This window comes from Burkholderia sp. SR8, assembly GCF_052851275.1.
Window position 1 is genome coordinate 24,858 of the sequence record NZ_JAULUC010000024.1, and the last position, 19,506, is coordinate 44,363.

At 68.3% G+C, this 19,506-nt stretch carries 20 protein-coding genes and 1 riboswitch; of the genes, 1 reads left to right on the forward strand and 19 read right to left on the reverse strand.

Annotation, left to right across the window (positions count from 1 at the left end; translation table 11 throughout):
- Nucleotides 1–24 precede the first annotated feature (24 nt).
- From hisD to Q3A80_RS25250, 16 genes are all read right to left on the reverse strand, one after another.
- The gene (hisD, locus tag Q3A80_RS25175; RefSeq protein ID WP_446331570.1) at nucleotides 25–1,341 is read right to left on the reverse strand and encodes a histidinol dehydrogenase; all 1,317 of its coding nucleotides are present in this window, start codon (nucleotides 1,339–1,341) and stop codon (nucleotides 25–27) included.
- A 24-nt stretch (nucleotides 1,342–1,365) separates the two neighbouring features.
- Nucleotides 1,366–2,019: an ATP phosphoribosyltransferase gene (gene hisG / locus Q3A80_RS25180; protein ID WP_006751807.1), complete on the reverse strand. Its 654-nt coding sequence runs from the start codon at nucleotides 2,017–2,019 to the stop codon at nucleotides 1,366–1,368.
- Complete coding sequence (gene murA, locus Q3A80_RS25185) at nucleotides 2,016–3,365, reverse strand: UDP-N-acetylglucosamine 1-carboxyvinyltransferase (protein WP_446331571.1); 1,350 nt, start codon at nucleotides 3,363–3,365, stop codon at nucleotides 2,016–2,018. Before murA ends, hisG begins: the two co-directional genes overlap by 4 nt.
- Before the next feature lie 14 nt (nucleotides 3,366–3,379).
- On the reverse strand, nucleotides 3,380–3,619 hold the full coding sequence (locus tag Q3A80_RS25190) for a BolA family protein (protein ID WP_006477131.1): 240 nt from the start codon (nucleotides 3,617–3,619) through the stop codon (nucleotides 3,380–3,382).
- Between the two features lie 50 nt (nucleotides 3,620–3,669).
- A complete protein-coding gene (locus Q3A80_RS25195) occupies nucleotides 3,670–4,425 on the reverse strand; it encodes an ABC transporter permease (protein ID WP_446331572.1) in 756 nt (251 codons plus the stop codon).
- Complete coding sequence (locus tag Q3A80_RS25200; protein ID WP_446331573.1) at nucleotides 4,422–5,348, reverse strand: ABC transporter ATP-binding protein; 927 nt, start codon at nucleotides 5,346–5,348, stop codon at nucleotides 4,422–4,424. The genes Q3A80_RS25195 and Q3A80_RS25200 overlap by 4 nt, the downstream gene beginning before the upstream one ends.
- A 192-nt stretch (nucleotides 5,349–5,540) precedes the next feature.
- Nucleotides 5,541–5,816 carry an STAS domain-containing protein gene (locus Q3A80_RS25205; RefSeq protein WP_446331574.1) on the reverse strand — a complete coding sequence of 92 codons (276 nt, stop codon included), beginning with the start codon at nucleotides 5,814–5,816 and terminating at the stop codon, nucleotides 5,541–5,543.
- Nucleotides 5,813–6,442 (reverse strand): MlaC/ttg2D family ABC transporter substrate-binding protein, encoded by a 630-nt coding sequence (locus tag Q3A80_RS25210; RefSeq protein WP_446331575.1) that lies wholly within the window; start codon nucleotides 6,440–6,442, stop codon nucleotides 5,813–5,815. Before Q3A80_RS25210 ends, Q3A80_RS25205 begins: the two co-directional genes overlap by 4 nt.
- Nucleotides 6,443–6,552: 110 nt before the next feature.
- Complete coding sequence (locus Q3A80_RS25215; protein ID WP_446331576.1) at nucleotides 6,553–7,515, reverse strand: MlaA family lipoprotein; 963 nt, start codon at nucleotides 7,513–7,515, stop codon at nucleotides 6,553–6,555.
- A 32-nt stretch (nucleotides 7,516–7,547) separates the two neighbouring features.
- Nucleotides 7,548–8,123, reverse strand: a complete 576-nt coding sequence (gene mlaD / locus Q3A80_RS25220; protein ID WP_446331577.1) for an outer membrane lipid asymmetry maintenance protein MlaD — start codon at nucleotides 8,121–8,123, stop codon at nucleotides 7,548–7,550.
- A 24-nt stretch (nucleotides 8,124–8,147) separates the two neighbouring features.
- Nucleotides 8,148–8,915 (reverse strand): lipid asymmetry maintenance ABC transporter permease subunit MlaE, encoded by a 768-nt coding sequence (gene mlaE / locus Q3A80_RS25225; protein ID WP_446331578.1) that lies wholly within the window; start codon nucleotides 8,913–8,915, stop codon nucleotides 8,148–8,150.
- Nucleotides 8,912–9,733: an ABC transporter ATP-binding protein gene (locus Q3A80_RS25230; RefSeq protein WP_446331579.1), complete on the reverse strand. Its 822-nt coding sequence runs from the start codon at nucleotides 9,731–9,733 to the stop codon at nucleotides 8,912–8,914. Before Q3A80_RS25230 ends, mlaE begins: the two co-directional genes overlap by 4 nt.
- Nucleotides 9,734–9,817: 84 nt before the next feature.
- Nucleotides 9,818–10,954 (reverse strand): thiamine phosphate synthase, encoded by a 1,137-nt coding sequence (gene thiE / locus Q3A80_RS25235; RefSeq protein ID WP_446331580.1) that lies wholly within the window; start codon nucleotides 10,952–10,954, stop codon nucleotides 9,818–9,820.
- Complete coding sequence (locus Q3A80_RS25240; RefSeq protein ID WP_446331581.1) at nucleotides 10,951–11,766, reverse strand: thiazole synthase; 816 nt, start codon at nucleotides 11,764–11,766, stop codon at nucleotides 10,951–10,953. The genes thiE and Q3A80_RS25240 overlap by 4 nt, the downstream gene beginning before the upstream one ends.
- Before the next feature lie 38 nt (nucleotides 11,767–11,804).
- On the reverse strand, nucleotides 11,805–12,002 hold the full coding sequence (thiS, locus tag Q3A80_RS25245) for a sulfur carrier protein ThiS (RefSeq protein WP_027783340.1): 198 nt from the start codon (nucleotides 12,000–12,002) through the stop codon (nucleotides 11,805–11,807).
- A gap of 33 nt (nucleotides 12,003–12,035) precedes the next feature.
- Nucleotides 12,036–13,187 carry an FAD-dependent oxidoreductase gene (locus Q3A80_RS25250; protein ID WP_446331582.1) on the reverse strand — a complete coding sequence of 384 codons (1,152 nt, stop codon included), beginning with the start codon at nucleotides 13,185–13,187 and terminating at the stop codon, nucleotides 12,036–12,038.
- A gap of 234 nt (nucleotides 13,188–13,421) precedes the next feature.
- Nucleotides 13,422–13,545: riboswitch (TPP riboswitch) on the reverse strand.
- Nucleotides 13,546–13,812: 267 nt separating this feature from the next.
- On the opposite strand from Q3A80_RS25250, the gene Q3A80_RS25255 reads away from it, so the two are divergent.
- Complete coding sequence (locus Q3A80_RS25255; protein ID WP_446331583.1) at nucleotides 13,813–15,582, forward strand: ABC transporter ATP-binding protein/permease; 1,770 nt, start codon at nucleotides 13,813–13,815, stop codon at nucleotides 15,580–15,582.
- A gap of 51 nt (nucleotides 15,583–15,633) precedes the next feature.
- On the opposite strand, the gene thpR is transcribed toward Q3A80_RS25255, so the two are convergent.
- The 3 genes from thpR to Q3A80_RS25270 all read right to left on the reverse strand — a co-directional run bounded on the left by thpR (nucleotide 15,634) and on the right by Q3A80_RS25270 (nucleotide 19,460).
- Nucleotides 15,634–16,197 (reverse strand): RNA 2',3'-cyclic phosphodiesterase, encoded by a 564-nt coding sequence (gene thpR, locus Q3A80_RS25260; RefSeq protein WP_446331584.1) that lies wholly within the window; start codon nucleotides 16,195–16,197, stop codon nucleotides 15,634–15,636.
- The gene (locus Q3A80_RS25265) at nucleotides 16,194–17,708 is read right to left on the reverse strand and encodes an alanine/glycine:cation symporter family protein (protein WP_446331585.1); all 1,515 of its coding nucleotides are present in this window, start codon (nucleotides 17,706–17,708) and stop codon (nucleotides 16,194–16,196) included. The genes thpR and Q3A80_RS25265 overlap by 4 nt, the downstream gene beginning before the upstream one ends.
- 285 nt (nucleotides 17,709–17,993) lie before the next feature.
- A complete protein-coding gene (locus tag Q3A80_RS25270) occupies nucleotides 17,994–19,460 on the reverse strand; it encodes a glutamate synthase subunit beta (protein WP_446331586.1) in 1,467 nt (488 codons plus the stop codon).
- Between the last annotated feature and the right edge of the window lie 46 nt (nucleotides 19,461–19,506).

Below are 19,506 nucleotides of genomic sequence, written 5' to 3' on the forward strand. Positions count from 1 at the left end.
CGTCGGCATCGGCCCCGGCGCGCGTCATCCCTTCATCCGCAGTTCGGCGCTGCGCGCGTGCGCCTGCAGCCCTTCGCCGTACGCGAGCTCGGACGCGATCTCGCCGAGCGTCTGCGCGCCTTCGGCGCTGACTTCGATCAGGCTCGAGCGCTTGATGAAGTCGTACACGCCGAGCGGCGACGAGAAGCGCGCGGTGCGCGACGTCGGCAGCACGTGGTTCGGTCCCGCGCAGTAGTCGCCGAGGCTTTCGCTCGTGTAGCGGCCGAGGAAGATCGCGCCCGCGTGGCGGATCTGCTGGCCCCATTGCTGCGGCTCCAGCGCGGAGATTTCAAGGTGCTCGGGCGCGATGTCGTTCGCGATCCGGCACGCTTCGGCCATGTCGCGCACCTTGATCAGCGCGCCGCGGCCTTCGAGCGACGCGCGGATCACGTCCTGACGCGGCATCGTCGGCAGCAGTTCGTCGATCGCCTTCTCGACGCGCTCGAGGAACGCGGCGTCCGGGCACAGCAGGATCGACTGCGCGAGCTCGTCGTGTTCGGCCTGCGAGAACAGGTCCATCGCGACCCAGCTCGGATCGGTCGTGCCGTCGCACAGCACGAGGATCTCCGACGGACCGGCGATCATGTCGATGCCGACCGTGCCGAACACGCGGCGTTTCGCCGACGCGACGTACGCGTTGCCGGGCCCGCAGATCTTGTCGACGGCCGGCACCGTCTCGGTGCCGTACGCGAGCGCGCCGACCGCCTGCGCGCCGCCGATCGTGAACACGCGATCGACGCCGCCGAGCAGCGCCGCGGCGAGCACGAGATCGTTCTTCACGCCGTCCGGGGTCGGAACCACCATCACGATTTCGCCGACGCCCGCGACCCGCGCGGGAATCGCGTTCATCAGCACCGACGACGGATACGCGGCCTTGCCGCCCGGCACGTACAGGCCGACGCGGTCGAGCGGCGTGACCTTCTGGCCGAGCACCGTGCCGTCGCTTTCCGTGTACTGCCAGCTATGCGTGCCGCACTCGATCTTCTGCTTCTCGTGGTACGCCCGCACACGCGCGGCAGCGGCTTCCAGTGCCGCGCGCGCCTTCGGCGCGAGGCCGTCGAGCGCCGTCTGCAGCGCGTCCTGCGGCAGCTCCAGCGCGGCGACGCTGTGCGCGTCCAGCCGGTCGAAGCGGTTCGTGTACTCGAGCACCGCGGCGTCGCCGCGCGACTTCACGTCGGCGAGAATCTTCGCGACCGACTGCTCGATCGCTGCGTCCTCGCTCGCCTCGAACGCGAGCACCGCACGCAGCGCGGCGTCGAAACCGTCGCTCGTCGAATCGAGTTTGCGGATGGTGATGGCCATGGGAATTCCGTTACGGTGATGCGCTCAATTGCCATTCTGCGACGCGCGTTCGAACGCGTCGAGAATCGGTTTGAGCGCGGCGCGCTTCAACTTCAGCGCAGCCTGGTTCACGACGAGGCGCGACGAGATCGCCATGATCTCCTCGACCTCGACCAGATTGTTCGCCTTCAGCGTGCCGCCCGAGCTGACGAGGTCGACGATCGCGTCGGCCAGCCCGACGAGCGGCGCCAGCTCCATCGAGCCGTACAGCTTGATCAGGTCGACGTGCACGCCCTTCGCGGCGAAGTGTTCGCGTGCCGTTTCGACGTACTTGGTCGCGACCCGCAGGCGCGCGCCCTGGCGCACCGCGTTCGCGTAGTCGAAACCGGCCGGCACGGCCACCGACATCCGGCAGCGTGCGATGTTCAGATCGATCGGCTGGTACAGGCCCGAGCCGCCGTGCTCGACCAGCACGTCCTTGCCGGCCACACCGAAGTCGGCTGCGCCGTATTCGACGTAGGTCGGCACGTCGCTCGCGCGCACGATGATCACGCGCAGGTTCGGATCGGTCGTCGGCAGGATCAGCTTGCGCGACGTTTCCGGATCCTCGGCGACCTGTACGCCGGCGGCCGCCAGCAGCGGCAGGGTTTCCTCGAAAATCCGGCCCTTCGACAGGGCGAGGGTCAGCGGCGCGGTCATGCTTGGCTCCCGGAGAGGCGGCGCACGTTCGCGCCGACGGCGGTCAGTTTGGTTTCCATGCGGTCGTAGCCGCGATCGAGGTGATAGATGCGGTCGACGAGCGTTTCGCCTTCGGCGCGCAGCCCGGCGATCACGAGGCTCGCCGACGCGCGCAGGTCGGTCGCCATCACGTTCGCGCCGGACAGCTTGTCGACGCCCGTCACGAGCGCGGTGTTGCCGTCGATCGTGATGTTCGCACCCAGCCGGTTCAGTTCCTGCACGTGCATGAAGCGGTTCTCGAAAATGGTCTCGACGACCTGCGCGGTGCCCGTCGCGACCGAATTGAGGGCCATGAACTGCGCCTGCATGTCGGTCGGGAACGCCGGGTATTCCGACGTGCGGATCGTCACCGCCTGCGGGCGGCGGTCCATCTTCACGCGCAGCCAGCTGTCGCCTTCCTCGATCGACACGCCCGCCTCGCGCAGCTTGTCGATCACCGCGTCGAGGATGTGCGGGCGCACGCCCGTCAGCAGCACGTCGCCGCCCGCCGCCGCGACCGCGCACAGGAACGTGCCGGCCTCGATGCGGTCCGGAATCACCGAATGGCGTGCGCCGTGCAGCCGCTCGACGCCCTGGATCACGAGGCGGTCGGTGCCGATGCCGTCGATTTTCGCGCCCATCGCGACCAGCAAGTGTGCGAGATCGCTCACTTCCGGCTCGCGCGCCGCGTTCTCGATCACCGTCTCGCCGTCAGCCAGCGTCGCCGCCATCAGCAGGTTTTCCGTGCCCGTCACGGTGATCATGTCGGTCACGATGCGCGCGCCCTTCAGCCGCTTCGCGCGCGCTTCGATGAAGCCGTGCTCGATGCTGATCTCGGCGCCCATCGCCTGCAGGCCCTTGATGTGCTGGTCGACCGGACGCGCGCCGATCGCGCAGCCGCCCGGCAGCGACACCTTCGCCTCGCCGAAGCGCGCGAGCAGCGGCCCGAGCACGAGGATCGACGCGCGCATCGTCTTCACGAGCTCGTACGGCGCGACGAGGTTGTCGACGCGCGATGCGTCGAGCTGCACGCGGCAGCCGTCCGCTTCGCTCTTCACGCCCATCTGGTTCAGCACCTTCAGCGTGGTGCGCACATCCTTCAGGTTCGGCACGTTGTCGAGCTCGACCGGCTCGGCGCTGAGCAGGCCCGCGCACAGGATCGGCAGCGCGGCGTTCTTCGCGCCCGACACGACGATCTCGCCCGACAGCCGGCGACCACCCTCAATCACCAGCTTGTCCATCCCCTGTCCCTGCGATTCCCCGTTGGCGGCCGGGTGTGCCGTGGCGACGCTCTGGACGGCGTCGCGCTCGTTGACGGTGACTTGCACTCAGTGGTTCCGGTTTATGCGTTCTGCCATTCGGCGGGCGTCAGCGTCTTCATGCTGAGCGCGTGGATTTCCTGCTTCATGCGATCGCCGAGCGCCGCATAGACGAGCTGGTGCCGCTGGATCGGCCGCTTGCCTTCGAAGGCCGCCGACACGATCGTCGCGAAGAAATGCTGGCCGTCGCCTTCGACTTCCAGATGAGTGCAGGCGAGACCGCCGGCGATGTATTGCTTGACCTGTTCGGGAGTCGGCAACATGAGGGGCTCCTGTCGGCGCGCGCCGCCCGCGGCGGCCGCTGCCGTCGATATCAATGACGCAGTTTGTAGCCGGTCGCGAGCAGCCGCATCGCGAACACCGCGAGCAGCACGAAGAAACCGGTGACGATCGCGAGGCTCGCGAACGGGTTGATGTCGGACGCGCCGAAGAACCCGTAACGGAAGCCGTCGATCATGTAGAAAAACGGGTTGAGACGCGAGATCTCGCGCCACACGGGCGGCAGCGAGTGCGTCGAATAGAACACGCCGGACAGGAACGTCAGCGGCATGATCAGGAAGTTCTGGAATGCGGCGAGCTGGTCGAACTTCTCGGCCCAGATCCCGGCGATCAGCCCGAGCGTGCCGAGGATCGCCGAGCCGAGCAGCGCGAACGCGATGATGAACAACGGCGCCGCGAAATGCATCGGGATAAACCAGATCGTGACGACGAAGACGCCGGCGCCGACCGCGAGCCCGCGCACGACGGACGCGAGCACGTACGCGCCGAAGATGTCCCGGTAGGACAGCGGCGGCAGCAGCACGAACACGAGGTTGCCGGTGATCTTCGACTGGATCAGCGACGACGAGCTGTTCGCGAACGCGTTCTGCAGCACGCTCATCATCACGAGGCCCGGCACGAGGAAGCTCACGTACTCGACGCCCGGATATACCTCGACGCGGCCCGACAGCGCATGGCCGAAGATCGTCAGGTACAGCAGCGCCGTGACGATCGGCGCGCACACCGTCTGGAACGACACCTTCCAGAAACGCAGCAGTTCCTTGTAGAACAGCGTTTGAAAACCGCTCATGCCAGTCCCTCGACGACTTCAGCTCCGTTCATCACCTGGACGAACACATCCTCCAGATCCGCCTTGCGGACCTCGATCTCGTCGAACGTGCAGCCCGCCGCGCGGCACTGCGCAAGGATGCGCTCGACGTCGTCGTAGTTTGCGAGGCGCAGCAGGTGCTCGCCCGGCGCACGCGCAGCCGGGTCCGTTTCCAGCCCGCGCAGCTCGGCCGGCAGCGCGCCCGTCGCGAGCCGCAGGTACAGCTGCAGCCCCGCGAAGCGGCGCAGCAGCGCGTCGGTGCGGTCGAGCGCGACGACTTCACCGCGACGCAGCATCGCGATGCGGTCGCACAGCGACTCGGCTTCCTCGAGGTAATGGGTGGTCAGGACGATCGTGTGGCCCTCGCGGTTCAGCCGCGAGATGAATTTCCACAGCGTCTGGCGCAATTCGACGTCGACGCCGGCGGTCGGCTCGTCGAGCACGATCACGGGCGGCCGGTGCACGAGTGCCTGCGCGACCAGCACGCGGCGCTTCATCCCGCCCGACAGCGCGCGCATGTTCGCGTCAGCCTTCTCGGTGAGGTCGAGATTGGCCATCACTTCGTCGATCCAGTCGTCGTTGCGGCGCAGCCCGAAATAGCCGGACTGGATCCGCAGCGTCTCGCGGACGGTGAAGAACGGGTCGAACACGAGCTCCTGCGGCACGACGCCGAGCGCGCGGCGCGCGCCGCGGAAGTCCTTGACGACGTCGTGGCCGCGCACCGCGATACTGCCTTCATCGGCCCGGGCGAGCCCGGCGAGGATACTGATGAGCGTGGTCTTGCCTGCGCCGTTGGGGCCGAGCAGACCGAAAAACTCGCCTTCCTCGACCGACAGGCTGACGCCCTTGAGCGCCTGAAGCGATTTGTAGCGCTTCTTGACGTGACGGATTTCTATGGCTGACATGACTGTGCGCGGCGCAACGGCCGCGACGCCTATTCTGTGCTTGCTGCGAATGAAAATGGGGGCCGGACGCCGATTGGCAGCCCCGCAAAACGCTTGATTATAGGGCAAACCGGCTGGTGGAGCCGGCGCCGCGGGCGCGCGGCCTGAAGCGTGCGCGCGCCGGCTGGCGCGGCAGGCTTCGGTCGGACAGCGTCAATGTCGCCCGGTGCCTTCGACGAGGGCGTCGACGCCGTACGCGCGTGCGAGGCTGGCGAGCTTCGGAGGGAGATTGAGGATGGCGAGGGTTGCGCCGCGCGTCTTGGCGGCGCGTTGCCATGCGAGCAGCACGGCGAGCGCGGACGAGTCGAACTGCGTGAGCGCCGCGCAGTCGACGGCGGTCGCGCCCGCTGCGATGCGCGCGAGACCGTCCGCGAGCGCGGACTTCGCGCTCGCGACGGTCAGCGAGGAGGCGGCTGCGAAGCCGCTCACGACGCCTGCTTGCCCGCGGCAAGCTCCTGATTGCGCTGCGTCAGGAACTTGATCAGGCCGTCCACACCGCTTTGCTGGATCTTCTCGTTGAACTGCTGCTGGTACGTCTGGATCAGCCACGCGCCCAGCACGTTCAGGTCATACACCTTCCAGCCGTTGGCCGTCTTGTACAGGCGGTAGTCGATCTGGACCGGCTGGCCGTTGTTCATCGCGACCGTCTTCACGACGACGTCGGTGTCGGCCGGATCGGCGCGGAACGGCGGGTACTGGATCTGCTGGTCCGGCTTCAGTTGCGCGAGTGCGCCCGAATACGTGCGGATCAGCAGCAGCTTGAACTGCTCCTGAACCTGCTGTTGCTGCTCGGCCGTGGCCGTGCGCCAGTTGCGGCCCATCGCGAGCTGCGTCGTGCGGCGGAAATCCGTGTACGGCAGGATGTCCTTGTTGACGATCGAGATGATGCGGTTGGTGTCGCCCTGCTTGATCGTCTGCTGCTTGACCTCGTCGAGCACCTGCTGCGTCGCCGTCTTGATCAGCGCCTGCGGGTTCGACTGGTCGACTTGCGCGTGAGCTGCGCTGCCGAACGAGAACAGCGCCGCGAATACCGGGATCAGGAACAGTTTTTTCATCATAGTGACCTGCATGAAGAGTCGATGCGAAGGTTGGAGCCGGTAGCTTACGCGCAAGTTCGCGTACGCTACCGACTGAATCGTTTCCGGCTGTAACGAATGTAAGTTCGTCAGTGCAGCTTGATGCTCGGGAAGCGCAGGCCGCCCGGTGCAGGCGGCGTCATCTGCATCGCCGGCACGTTCGTCGCGCTCGCCGGGTTCGGTGCCTCGGCGCCCGATGCCGGCGCAGCAACGGCCGCGCCCGACGCGCCGGCCGGCGCCGTCGCGCCGCCGACCGCCGCTGCGCCCGCCGTACCGGCCGCGCCGGCCGCCGCCGGTGCCGCGCCGTCGTCCGGCAGGTCGTACTTCGGCAGCGCGTCGTTGCTCGACGTCGTCGACGCTTCGCCGCGCGCGTTGTCGATCAGCATCTGCCGGCGCTGCAGGTATGCGTTGCGCACGAACGAGTACTTGTCGAGCGCCGCGGCATCCAGCACGTCGCCGGCGCCGAGCAGGTTCGCACGCGTGTTCACGAGGTTCACGCCGAACAGGCCCCAGCTGAGGCCGTCCGGCTTCACGTAAGTGAGCGGATTGCCGACGTAGTCGACGCCGAGACCGGCGGTGTCGCGCAGCGTGCTCGGCCCGAGCAGCGGCAGCACGAGATACGGCCCCGACGGCATCCCGTAGCGGCCCATCGTGATCCCGAAGTCGGCCGTGTGCTTCGGCAGTTTCGCGATCGTCGCGACGTCGAACAGGCCGCCGACGCCGAACACCGTGTTGATCACGACGCGCATGATGTCGCCGACGCCGTCCGCGATCCGCAGCTGCACGATGTTGTTCGCCGCGATGTAGACGTCGCCGATGTTCGAGAAGAAGTTCGTCACGCTGTCGCGCACGGGCTGCGGCACCACGTACTGGTAACCCTTCGCGACCGGCTTCAGCGCGTACGTGTCGACCGTGTCGTTGAACTTGTACATCGTCCGGTTGAAGCCTTCGAGCGGATCGCCCTTGGTCGGCGTCTGCACGGTCGCGCAACCGCTCAACGCGGCGACTGCCGCCATGGCGAGCGCGGCGTGCCTGATGCGGATCGTCTGCATGGTCTTTACCCTCTTGTCATTCTCTCGTGTGGTTATTGGCTGGCCGAACCGGACACCGCGGACGCCGGCACCGCCACCGGTGCGGGCGCGGCCGGCACCGCCGGTACCGCCGGTGCCGATGCGCCGGCCGCCGGCTTCGCGCCGCCCGCGTCGGCTGCCTTGCTGTACAGGAACTGGCCGATCAGGTTCTCGAGCACGATGGCCGACTGCGTCATCGTGATCGTATCGCCGGCCTTCAGCATTTCGGTGTCGCCGCCCGGATCGAGGCCGATGTACTGCTCGCCGAGCAGGCCCGACGTCAGGATCTTCGCGGACGAATCCTTCGGAAACTGATATTGGCCGTCGACGTCGATCGTCACGACCGCCTGATAGGTGTTGGTATCGAAGCCGATCGATTTCACGCGGCCGACCACGACGCCCGCGCTCTTCACGGCCGCGCGCGGCTTCAGTCCGCCGATGTTGTCGAATTTCATCCTCACCGAGTAGGTCGGCTGAAACGACAGCGAGCTCATGTTGCCGACCTTGAGCGCCAGGAACAGCACCGCAAGGAAGCCCACCACCACGAACAGGCCGACCCAGAAGTCGAGAGCAGTCTTTTTCATCGTCATCCCAAAATTTGGCTTGGCTGAGGCTTAGCTGAACATCAGCGCGGTCAGCAGGAAATCGAGGCCGAGTACGGCGAGCGACGCGAACACGACCGTCTTGGTCGTCGCGCGCGACACGCCTTCTGGCGTGGGCTTCGCTTCATACCCTTGAAACAGTGCAATGAAGGTCACGGCGAACCCGAACACGATGCTCTTGATCACGCCGTTGCCGACGTCGGCCCATACCTGGACCCCGCTTTGCATCTGCGACCAGAACGCGCCCGGATCGACGCCGATCAGCACGACGCCGACGAAATAGCCGCCGAGCACGCCGACCGCGTTGAAGATCGCCGCGAGCAGCGGCATCGCGATGATGCCGGCCCACAGGCGCGGTGCGATCACCGTCTTGATCGGGTCGACGGCCATCATCTCGAGCGCGGTGAGCTGCTCGCCGGCCTTCATCAGGCCGATCTCGGCCGTCAGCGACGTGCCAGCGCGGCCCGCGAACAGCAGCGCGGTGACGACCGGGCCGAGTTCGCGCACCAGCGACAGCGCGACCAGCAGGCCGAGCGCCTGCTCGGACCCATAGCGGTTCAGCGTGTAATAGCCCTGCAGCCCGAGCACGAAACCGACGAACAGCCCCGACACGGCAACGATCACGAACGAATAATTGCCGAGGAAGTGGATCTGCTTCGTGACGAGCCGCGGCCGGCGCAGCAGCGGGAAGAATTCCAGCACGAGGCGCACGAACAGCCGCGTGCCGTAGCCCGCGCGCTCGAGGCCGCCGATGACGTAACGTCCGATCGCGCTGATCATGCGCGCCCTCCGCCGAGCCCGAAATCCGCCGCCAGCGGCGGGCTCGTGTAATGAAATTTGTACGGGCCGTCCGGCGCGCCGTCGATGAACTGGCGCACGCTCGGATCGGTCGATGCGCGCAGCTCGTCGGGCGTCCCCTGCGCGAGCACGCCGCCATTGGCCAGAAAATACACGTAATCGGCGATCGCGAACGATTCCGGCACGTCGTGCGTGACGAGGATCGACGTCGCGCCGAGCGCCTGGTTCAGCGTGCGGATCAGGTTCGCGGTAATGCCGAGCGAGATCGGATCGAGGCCCGCGAACGGCTCGTCGTACATGATGAGCTGCGGATCGAGCGCGATCGCACGCGCGAGCGCGATGCGGCGCGCCATCCCGCCCGATACCTCGGACGGCATCAGATCGCGCGCGCCGCGCAGGCCGACCGCGTTCAGCTTCATCAGCACGAGGTCGCGGATCAGGTCGTCGGGCAGGTCGGTGTGTTCGCGCAGCGCGAACGCGACGTTCTCGAACACCGACATGTCGGTGAAGAGCGCGCCGAACTGGAACAGCATGCCCATCTTGCGGCGCAGCGCGTACAGGCCGTCGCGCGTCTGCGCGCCGACGTCGGCGCCGTCGAACAGCACCTGGCCGCGGTTCGCGCGCACGAGGCCGCCGATCAGGCGCAGCACGGTCGTCTTGCCGCAGCCCGACCCGCCCATGACGGCGACGACCTGGCCGCGCCCGAAGCGCAAGTTCAGGTTCGACAGGACGAGGCGCTCGCCATAGCCGAAGTCGACGTCGCGAAGTTCCAGCAGTGTGTCGGTAGGAGTGGGGCTCACGGAGCTGACAGTCCTTTTACGCAGAACGCCGAATTATAGGGCCTGCATTGGAATGATGTCGTGAAGCCGTTCCGGGCCCTGCGGTCAATGATTGTCAAATTGTCGGGCAAAACATTGCTGCAACGCAACAATCGCCGCCCGATAATCGCTGGCGCCGGTGACCGCACTGACCACCGCGACGCTGCCGACGCCCGTCGCCAGGACGGCCGGCAGCGCGTCGAGCCCCACGCCGCCGATCGCGACGAGCGGCGCCCGCGCGCAGGCGAAGCGCGCATAGCGCGTAATCCGTGCGAGGCCCTGCGGCGGGGCGGCGACGGACTTGGTCGCGGTCGCGTAGACCGGGCCGAGCGCCAGATAGCTCGGACGCTCGTGCAACGCCCGCAGCATCTCGTAATAGCCGTGGCTCGACAGCCCGAGCCGCAGGCCGGCGCGCGCGATCGCCGCGAGATCGGCCGTCTCCAGGTCTTCCTGACCCAGATGTACGCCGTACGCCCCCTCTTCTACCGCGATCTGCCAGTGATCGTTGACGAACACGCGCGCATCGGGATAGCGGCGACCGGCCGCGACCGCCCGTGCGATTTCCTCGCGCAGCGCGTCGGGGCTCGCGCCTTTCACGCGCAGCTGCACGGTGCGCACGCCGCAGCCGAGCACGCGCTCGACCCATTCGGCGTCGGGAACGACCGGATAAAGGCCGAGCTGCGCCGGGCACGGCGGGAATGCGGGCTCGGGCGCGGCGGCGAGGCCGGCAACGCGCGGGAACCGCGCGGCATCGACCGGCCACGCGTCGGCGTCCACGTCCGCATCGCGGGTTTCGTCGCCGTCGCGCCACGCGAGCGCGAGCACGAGCGCGTCGACCGGCGCGAAACCGCAGTCGAGGAACGCGGCCAGCGCCGCGATCCAGTCGTCGGCGAGCGGATGCGCGGCTTGCAGCGCGTGGCGCACGCCTGCGGCATGCAATGTCGCGCCGCGCTCGTCGAATTCGATCGCGACGGCGTCCGGCGATGCAGGGCGCGACACGGCGGACGCACGCGCCTGCGCGGCACGGTCGCCGGCCGAGACGATCAGCACGTCGCCGTCGGCCGGCACGTCGGGCGCCGCCACGCAGAGCCGCCACGGCGTCGGGGCGGTTGGCCAGTCGCCGAGGCGTGCGCGAATCCGTTCGGCCGCTTCGGCCAGCTCGTCGGCCGGCGGCCAGAACGCGTCGGCGAAGCGCGCGCTCATGCGCCGCCCCCGTCCTGATGCCAGAACGGCATCCCGACGACCGGCGTGCTCGCGTGCGCGGTCTCGCGCGCATCCATCGGCCCGGCGAGGTAGGCCGCACGGCCGGCCTCGACGCCCTGCGCGAACGCCCGCGCCATGATTTCCGGGTGCGTGGCCTGCGACACGGCCGTGTTCAGCAGCACGCCGTCGAAGCCCCATTCCATCACCTGGCATGCGTGCGACGGCACGCCGAGCCCGGCATCGACGATCAGCGGCACGTCCGGCAGCCGCTCGCGCAGCACGCGCAGCCCGTACGGGTTCACGACGCCCTTGCCGGTGCCGATCGGCGCGCCCCACGGCATCAGCGCCTCGCAGCCGGCATCGAGCAGGCGCCGGCCGATCACGAGATCCTCGGTGCAGTACGGCAGCACCTTGAAGCCGTCCTTGACCAGTTGCGCGGCGGCCTCGATCAGGCCGACCGGGTCGGGCTGCAGCGTGTAGTCGTCGCCGATCAGCTCGAGCTTGATCCAGTCGGTGTCGAACACCTCGCGCGCCATGTGCGCGGTCGTCACCGCTTCGGCGACGGTCTGGCAGCCCGCCGTGTTCGGCAGCAGCGGCACCGCGTGGCGCTTGAGCAGGTCGAAGAAGCCGGCTTCGGCGGTGCCGCCGGTCATCTGGCGGCGTAGCGCGACCGTCACCATCCCGGGACGCGACGCGGCGATCGAATCGGACAGCGACTGCAGCGACGGATAGCGCGACGTGCCGAGCAGCACGCGGCTTGCGAAGGTTTCGCCGTAGAGCGTGAGCGCGTCGGCGGAAGTGAGGGACGTCATGTCGTTTTCCTGGAAGAGCGTGGGCGGACCGGCGGCGCTCAGCCGCCCGCGACGGGGTGCACCACGTCGAGCTTGTCGCCCGCCGCAAGCGCGCGCGCCGCATGCTGCGTGCGCGCGACGAAATTGCCGTTCAGCGCGACCGCGTACGGCGGCCGCGCGCCGTACGCGGCGAGCGCGTCGGCCACCGTCGCGCCGTCGGGCAGCGTCAGCGTCTGTTGGTTGATCTGGATGTCCATGGGGCTTGATCGAATTCGGTCGGCGGTGCGCGCTCAGGCCGGCTGGCGCGCGTCGTCGCGGTGATGAAGGAGCGTCGGCCAGCGCGCGGCGTCGCGCCACGCGTCGAACGCGTCGGCATCGGCGAACGCGCCGCCGAGCGCGGCTTGCGCGAAGCCGGCCGCCGCATGCGCGACTTCCGGCGCGATCATGAAGCCGTGCCGGTACAGGCCGTTGACGGCCAGCGTCGTCGCGCCGTCCCAGATCACCGCCGGGCGGTGATCGGGCAGCGTCGGGCGGCACTGCGCGTTGAGTTCGAGGATGCGCGCCTCGCCGAAGGCCGGATGCACGGAGAACGCCGCGCTCAGCAGTTCGAGCGCGGAGCGCACGCTGACGGGCGACATGTCCTCGCCCTCGACCTCGGTCGCGCCGATCACGTACAGGTCGTCCTGCTTCGGCGCGATGTACAGCGGATAGCGCGGATGCAGCAGTCGCACGGGCCGCGTGAGGCCGATGCCGGGCGCCCGCACGCGCGCAACCTCGCCGCGGATGCCGCGCAGCGCCGGCAGCGCGGATTTGGCGCCGAGCCCGCGGCAGTCGATCGTGAAATGCGCGTCGGGCCGGTTCGCGTCGTCGATCGTCGCGTGCCAGTGCAGCTCGACGCCGCGTTGCGCGAGGCCCGCCGCGAGCGCGTGCAGCGCCTGCCGGTTGTCGAGCTGTCCTTCGCGCGGCAGCATCAGCCCGCGCGCGAAGCGCCCGGCGAGCGCGGGCTCCGCCGCGTCGACCTGCGCGCCGGCCAGCGCGACGAAACCGCCGTCGAACAGCTCGGCCGGCGCGTTCGCGCGCACGCGCCGCTCGAACAGCGGCGCCTCCGCGCGATCCGCGTGATGCCAGACGACGAGCGTGCCGTGATGCTGGAAGAACACCGGTTCGGGCAACTCGGCGAGCCATTGCGGCCAGCGCGCGAGCGACGCGGCGCCGAGCTCCGTGATCAGCAGTTCGGCGCTCGCCGCTTCGGCGAGCGGCGCGAGCATCGCGGCGGCGATCCATGCAGCCGACTGCTCGCCGTCCGGGCCGCCGCGCTCGTACAGCGCGACGCGATGCCCGTCGCCCGCGAGCCGCCATGCGATCAGGCGGCCGACGAGGCCGCCGCCGAGTACCGCGAAATCCGGCCGGGAACCATGGACGCTCGAAGCGGGGACGTTCATCGCGCGCCCTCCCCGCTCATCGCGCGGGCATGCACGACGAACGTCGGCGCACGCGCACCGCCCCGTGCGGACGCACACGACGGCGAATCGGGAACAGCGCAAAAGACTGAAGATTGAGCGGTCATCATTCCTTCCGTAACGCGCGAAGCGCGTACCCAAAAGGACGAAACCGGCAGCAAAGGCCGGCCGGGCGGGACTCGGGCGCTGACCATGTGGGATGGCAGCCAGCGCGGCCCGGCGGGATCAGAAACTTCCCTCGCCGGTATTACCCGGATCGGGTGCGAAGGGTCTTTCTCAGCCTCGCCGCGTTGCCGGGAACTACCCGTCGGCCGCGCTCGAAGCACCCCTGTTTCGTCGTCGGCCATTAGACCATAAAAGCGGAAAGCGCCGCAAACTGTCCCCCATGCGGCAAATTCGCCGTCGTGCCGCGCCGCTCTGGCACAATGCCCGCAGGCCGGCCGCGCGAGCGGCCGGTTGCCGCGTCACCGCCGGTCTTAAGTGCCGTTTAAGACGCGCGGGCCACCATCCGGACGCCCGCCGTCGGTCGGCACCCCGTGCCGGCATGCCGTATCGCGGCGCGCGCCCGGCTTCGCCCGGCCCGCGCCGGCTACTCATCAGGAAGCACATGACCCAATCGATCGATCCCGTCCGCTCCGCCTCCGCCGCGCCGCAGGACGAGCGCCCGGTATCCGCATGGAGCCTCATCAAACCCTACTGGGTGTCGTCCGAATGGAAAGTCGCGTGGGGGCTGCTGCTAGCGATCATCGCGATGAACCTCTGCGTGGTCTGGATCAACGTGAAGCTGAACAAGTGGAACGCGGCGTTCTACAACGCGTTGCAGTCGAAGAACGTCCACGACTTCCCGAACCTGCTGATGCAGTTCTCCGCGCTCGCGTTCGGCTTCATCATCCTCGCCGTGTATGGCCGCTACCTGCGCCAGATGCTCGGGTTCCGCTGGCGCCAGTGGCTCACCGACCGCTTTCTCGGCCAGTGGCTCGGCGATCGCGCGTTCTACCGGATCGAACGCGACCGCCTGGCCGACAACCCCGACCAGCGGATCACCGACGACCTCCAGTCGTTCGCGACGACGACGCTCGCGCTGTCGCTCGATCTGCTGTCGACGGTCGTCACGCTCGTGTCGTTCATCACGATCCTGTGGTCGCTCGCGGGCGCGCTGACGTTCTCGCTCGGCGCGACGCCGATCACGATTCCCGGCTACATGGTGTGGGCGGCCGCGCTGTACGCGGTGGTCGGCTCGCTGATCATCCAGAAGGTCGGCCACCCGCTCGTGTCGATCAACTACCAGCAGCAGCGCGTCGAGGCCGACTTCCGTTTCGGCCTGATCCGCGTGCGCGAGAACGCCGAGCAGATCGCGTTCTACGACGGCGAGAAAACCGAGACGGCCAACGCGCAGACGCTGTTCATGCGCATCCGCGACAACTGGTGGCGCGTGATGAAGTACACGAAGCGTCTCACGTTCGTGCTGAGCTTCTACGGGCAGATTGCGATCATCTTCCCGCTCGTCGTCGCGGCGCCGCGCTACTTCGCGGGCGCGTTCTCGTTCGGCGTGCTGATGCAGATCTCGTCCGCGTTCGGCACCGTCAGCGATTCGTTCTCGTGGTTCATCAACAGTTACTCGACCCTCGTCGAATGGCGCGCGACCGTCAACCGTCTGCGTGAATTCAAGCGCGTGATGGGCACGTCGCACCTGAAGGAAAGCCTGTCGCCCGCGACCGAGCACGGCGGCATCAACCTGCACTACGTCGATGCGGCGAAGCTGTCGACGTCGTCGCTGAAGCTCGCGCTGCCGAACGGCAACGCGCTGGCGAACATCGGCAGCGTGACGATCGAGCCGGGCTCGCGCTGGCTCGTGATCGGCAAGTCGGGCTCCGGCAAGAGCACGTTCATGCGCGCGCTCGCGGGCCTCTGGCCGTTCGGCGACGGTGCGATCGACGCGCCCGTCGGCGCGCGGATGATGTTCGTGCCGCAAACCAGCTATCTGCCGATCGGCACGCTGAAGGCCGCGCTCACCTATCCGGCCGCGCCCGATGCGTTCACCGACGACGCGTGCCGCGACGCGCTGCGCGCGTGCCGTCTCGAAGACTACGTCGAGCGCCTCGACGAGACCGGCCACTGGACGCGCGTGCTGTCGCCGGGCGAACAGCAGCGTCTCGCCGGCGCGCGCGTGCTGCTGCACAAGCCGGACTTCCTGTTCCTCGACGAAGCGACGAGCGCGCTCGACGCCGACAACGAAGCGCGGCTCTATCACCTGTTCGCCGAGCGGCTGCCGAAGGCCGCGATCGTCAGCATCGCGCACCGCGAATCGCTCGCCGCGTTCCACGTCGGCACGATCAACGTCGAGCGCGTGAACGACGACGACAAGGTCGCCGCGTAACGGCGGCAAACAAAAAGCCGGCGCATGCTGCGCCGGCTTTCTCTCCGTTTCCTATCCGCGTTCCCGTGCCGCCGGCGCAATCGGCACCGATACGATCGGCACGTGCGACACACCTTCGTGCGACAGCCGGCTTTCGAACAGCGTCAGCGCGTCGAAGCGCAGCGCGACCGGCCGGCCGGTCGCGCCGCCGTGGGCCGGCTGACCGTCCGCATCGCGCGGCAGCCGCGCGAGCGTCACGTGCGGCCGGAACGGCCGGCGGTCGGCCGGCACGCCGAGCTCGCGCAGCAACGCCGCCAAGTCCGCATTCAGCGCCGCACAGGCCGGATCGGCCGCCAGTTCCGCGACGATCAGCCTCGCGCGCGGCAGACTCGGCCACCACGCGATCCGCTCGACCGGCTGCAACGGCAGCGCATGCGCGGCCGCGAGCGCCGGCAGGCGCGCGGTCAGCGCGTCGCATCGTGCGCGTTCGATCGCGCCGATGAACGCGAGCGTCACGTGCAGTTGCGCGGGCAGCGTGCGCCGCGCGCCGCGGGTGACCGGCAATGCGTGCAGCGCGTCGCGCGATGCCGGATCGGGCATCAGCGCGACGAACGCACGCAGCCGGTCGGCGTTCATGACTCGCGCACCGCCACGCGCGCTTCCGGCACCGTTTCTGCCACCGTCGCTGCCGCCGCTTCGGCCGAAGCCCGGCGCTGCGGCAGCGGGCCGTGCTCGCCCCACACGTCGCCCGCCAGCACGCCGGCGAGCTCGGGAATCGTGTTGCGCGTGAACACCGGCTCGGCGATGCCCTGCGCGCGCTGCTCGCGATAGTCGCGCCACGCGGCATGCGCATACTTGCCGAGCGCAAGGATCGCGACCAGGTTGATGATCGCCATCAGCCCCATGCTCGTATCGGCCATCGCCCACACGAGCGGCAATTGCCCGACGCTGCCGAACATCACCATCCCGAGCACCGCGACGCGAAACAGCGGCAGCACGCCGCGCCGCTTCGTGATGAACTCGACGTTGCCCTCCGCATACGCGTAGTTGCCGATCACCGACGAGTACGCGAAGAAGAAGATCGCGACGGCCATGTAGATGCCGCCCCAGCCGCCGACGTGGCTCGCGATCGCGCGCTGCGTGAGCGCCGCGCCCTCCATGCCGGTGCCGAGCTCGTACTGGCCCGACAGCAGGATCACGAACGCGGTCGCGCTGCAGATCACGATCGTGTCGACGAACACGCCGAGCATCTGGATCAGCCCCTGCACGACCGGATGCCGGACGCTCGCGGTCGCGGCCGCGTTCGGCGCGCTGCCCATGCCGGCCTCGTTCGAGAACAGCCCGCGCTTCACGCCCATCGCGACTGCCTGGCTGAGCGCATAGCCGGTCAGGCCGCCGGCCGCCTGCTCGAGCCCGAACGCGCTCTTCACGATCAGTGCGAGCACATCCGGCACGAGCGCGACGTGCGTCGCGACCGCGTAGACGGCCAGCGCGAGATAGCCGATCGCCATCACCGGCACGATCACCTGCGCGACCGACGCGATGCGGCGAATCCCGCCGAAGATCAGCGGCGCGGTGAGCAGCACGAGGCCCACGCCGACCGTCGCGCGGCTCCAGCCGAACGACGTATGGAACGCATCGGCGATCGCGTTGGCCTGCACCGCGTTGAACACGAAGCCGAACGCGAGGATCAGCGACAGCGAGAACAGCACGCCGAAGCCGCGCGAGCGCAGGCCCGTCTGGATGTAGTACGCGGGGCCGCCGCGATAGCTGCCGTCCGCGTGCGACACCTTGAAGATCTGCGCGAGCGTCGCCTCGACGAACGCGGACGACATCCCGACGAGCGCCGTCATCCACATCCAGAAGATCGCGCCCGGGCCGCCGACCGTCAGCGCGACCGCGACGCCGGCGATGTTGCCGGTGCCGACGCGGCTCGCGAGCCCGGTCGCGAACGCCTGGAACGACGAGATGCTGCCCGGCTCGCCCTTGCTGCCGACCAGCTTCATGCTGAGGAACAGCGCCTTCAGCTGGATCATCCGGAACCGCAACGTGAACCACGCGCCGGCGCCGAGCAGCAGCGCGATCAGCACGTAGTTCCACAGCACGCCGTTGACGGCGTCGATCAGCCCTTGCACGAATGCTTCCATTCAGAGTCCTTGTAAATGCGGTCAGTCATATCCGGCCGCCGAGCGAATGCGGCCGGAGGGGCGACATGATATGACAGTTTTCACGAATCATTACAAAACGAAAGGAAGCGGAATCGCAGAAAATCAATACCCGATGCGATCAGGTTAGGCGACGCTTCGGGAAAATGGGGGCTGCGTCGCAACAGCCGGATGCCCCGCCGCAGGCCGGAGACTGCTGGCCCGAAAAAAAACCGGGCGCCCTCTCGGACGCCCGGCTTCCATCGAAACCCGCTTGCGCGCTTCAGGTCAGCGCGGCAGTTCCGAATGCCCCATCAGGTACGCATCGACCGAGCGCGCGCACTGGCGGCCTTCGCGGATCGCCCACACGACGAGCGACTGGCCGCGACGCATGTCGCCTGCCGCGAACACCTTGTCGACCGACGTGTAGTACGAGCGCTCGCCTTCGGTCGCCGCACGCGCATTGCCGCGCGCGTCCTTCGCGACGCCGAACGCGTCGAGCACCGGCGCCGCCGGCTGCGTGAAGCCCATCGCGAGCAGCACGAGGTCGGCCTTCATCTCGAACTCGGAGCCCGGCACTTCCTGCATCTTGCCGTCCTTCCACTCGACGCGCACCGCGATCAGCTTCTCGACCTTGCCGTTCTTGCCTTCGAGACGCTTCGTCGCGACCGCCCAGTCGCGCTCGCAGCCTTCCTCGTGCGACGACGACGTGCGCAGCTTGATCGGCCAGTACGGCCACACGAGCGGCTTGTTTTCCTCTTCCGGCGGCTGCGGCAGCAGCTCGAACTGCGTGACCTGCTTCGCGCCGTGACGGTTCGACGTGCCGACGCAGTCCGAACCCGTATCGCCGCCGCCGATCACGATCACGTGCTTGCCCTTCGCGAGCAGCTGGTCGGTGAGCTTGTCGCCCGCGTTCACGCGGTTCTGCTGCGGCAGGAAGTCCATCGCGAAATGGACGCCGGCGAGCTCGCGGCCCGGCACCGGCAGGTCGCGCGGCGTTTCCGAACCGCCCGCGATCACGACCGCGTCGAATTCTTCCTTCAGCTTCTCCGGCGAAATGGTTTCCTTCGCGAGGTTGCCGATCGATTCGGGCAGCGGATCCTTGCCGATGAACACGCTCGTGCGGAACGTCACGCCTTCCGCCTCCATCTGGCGCATCCGGCGATCGATCAGCCACTTCTCGAGCTTGAAGTCGGGGATCCCGTAACGCAGCAGGCCGCCGACGCGATCGTTCTTCTCGAACACCGTCACGTCGTGGCCGGCGCGCGCAAGCTGCTGCGCGGCGGCGAGACCCGCGGGGCCCGAACCGACGATGGCGACCTTCTTGCCCGTCTTGTGCGCGGCCGGCAGCGGCTTCACCCAGCCCTCGGCCCACGCCTTGTCGATGATCGCGTGCTCGATCGACTTGATGCCGACCGGATCGTTGTTGATCCCCAGCGTGCACGCCGCCTCGCACGGCGCCGGGCAGATGCGGCCCGTGAACTCGGGGAAGTTGTTGGTCGAGTGCAGGACTTCGATCGCCTGCTGCCAGTCCTGGCGGTAAACGAGATCGTTGAAGTCCGGGATGATGTTGTTGACCGGGCAGCCGTTGTTGCAGAACGGGATGCCGCAATCCATGCAGCGCGCGCCCTGGACCTTCGCGTCCGCGTCGGTCAGCGCCGCGACGAATTCCTTGTAGTGCTTCACGCGCGTGAGCGGTGCTTCGTACGCCTCGTGGCGGCGTTCGAACTCCAGAAAACCGGTTGCCTTGCCCATAAGGTGCTCTTCTGTTCGGTGTATCGGGTGGGGGAGCCGCGCGCGG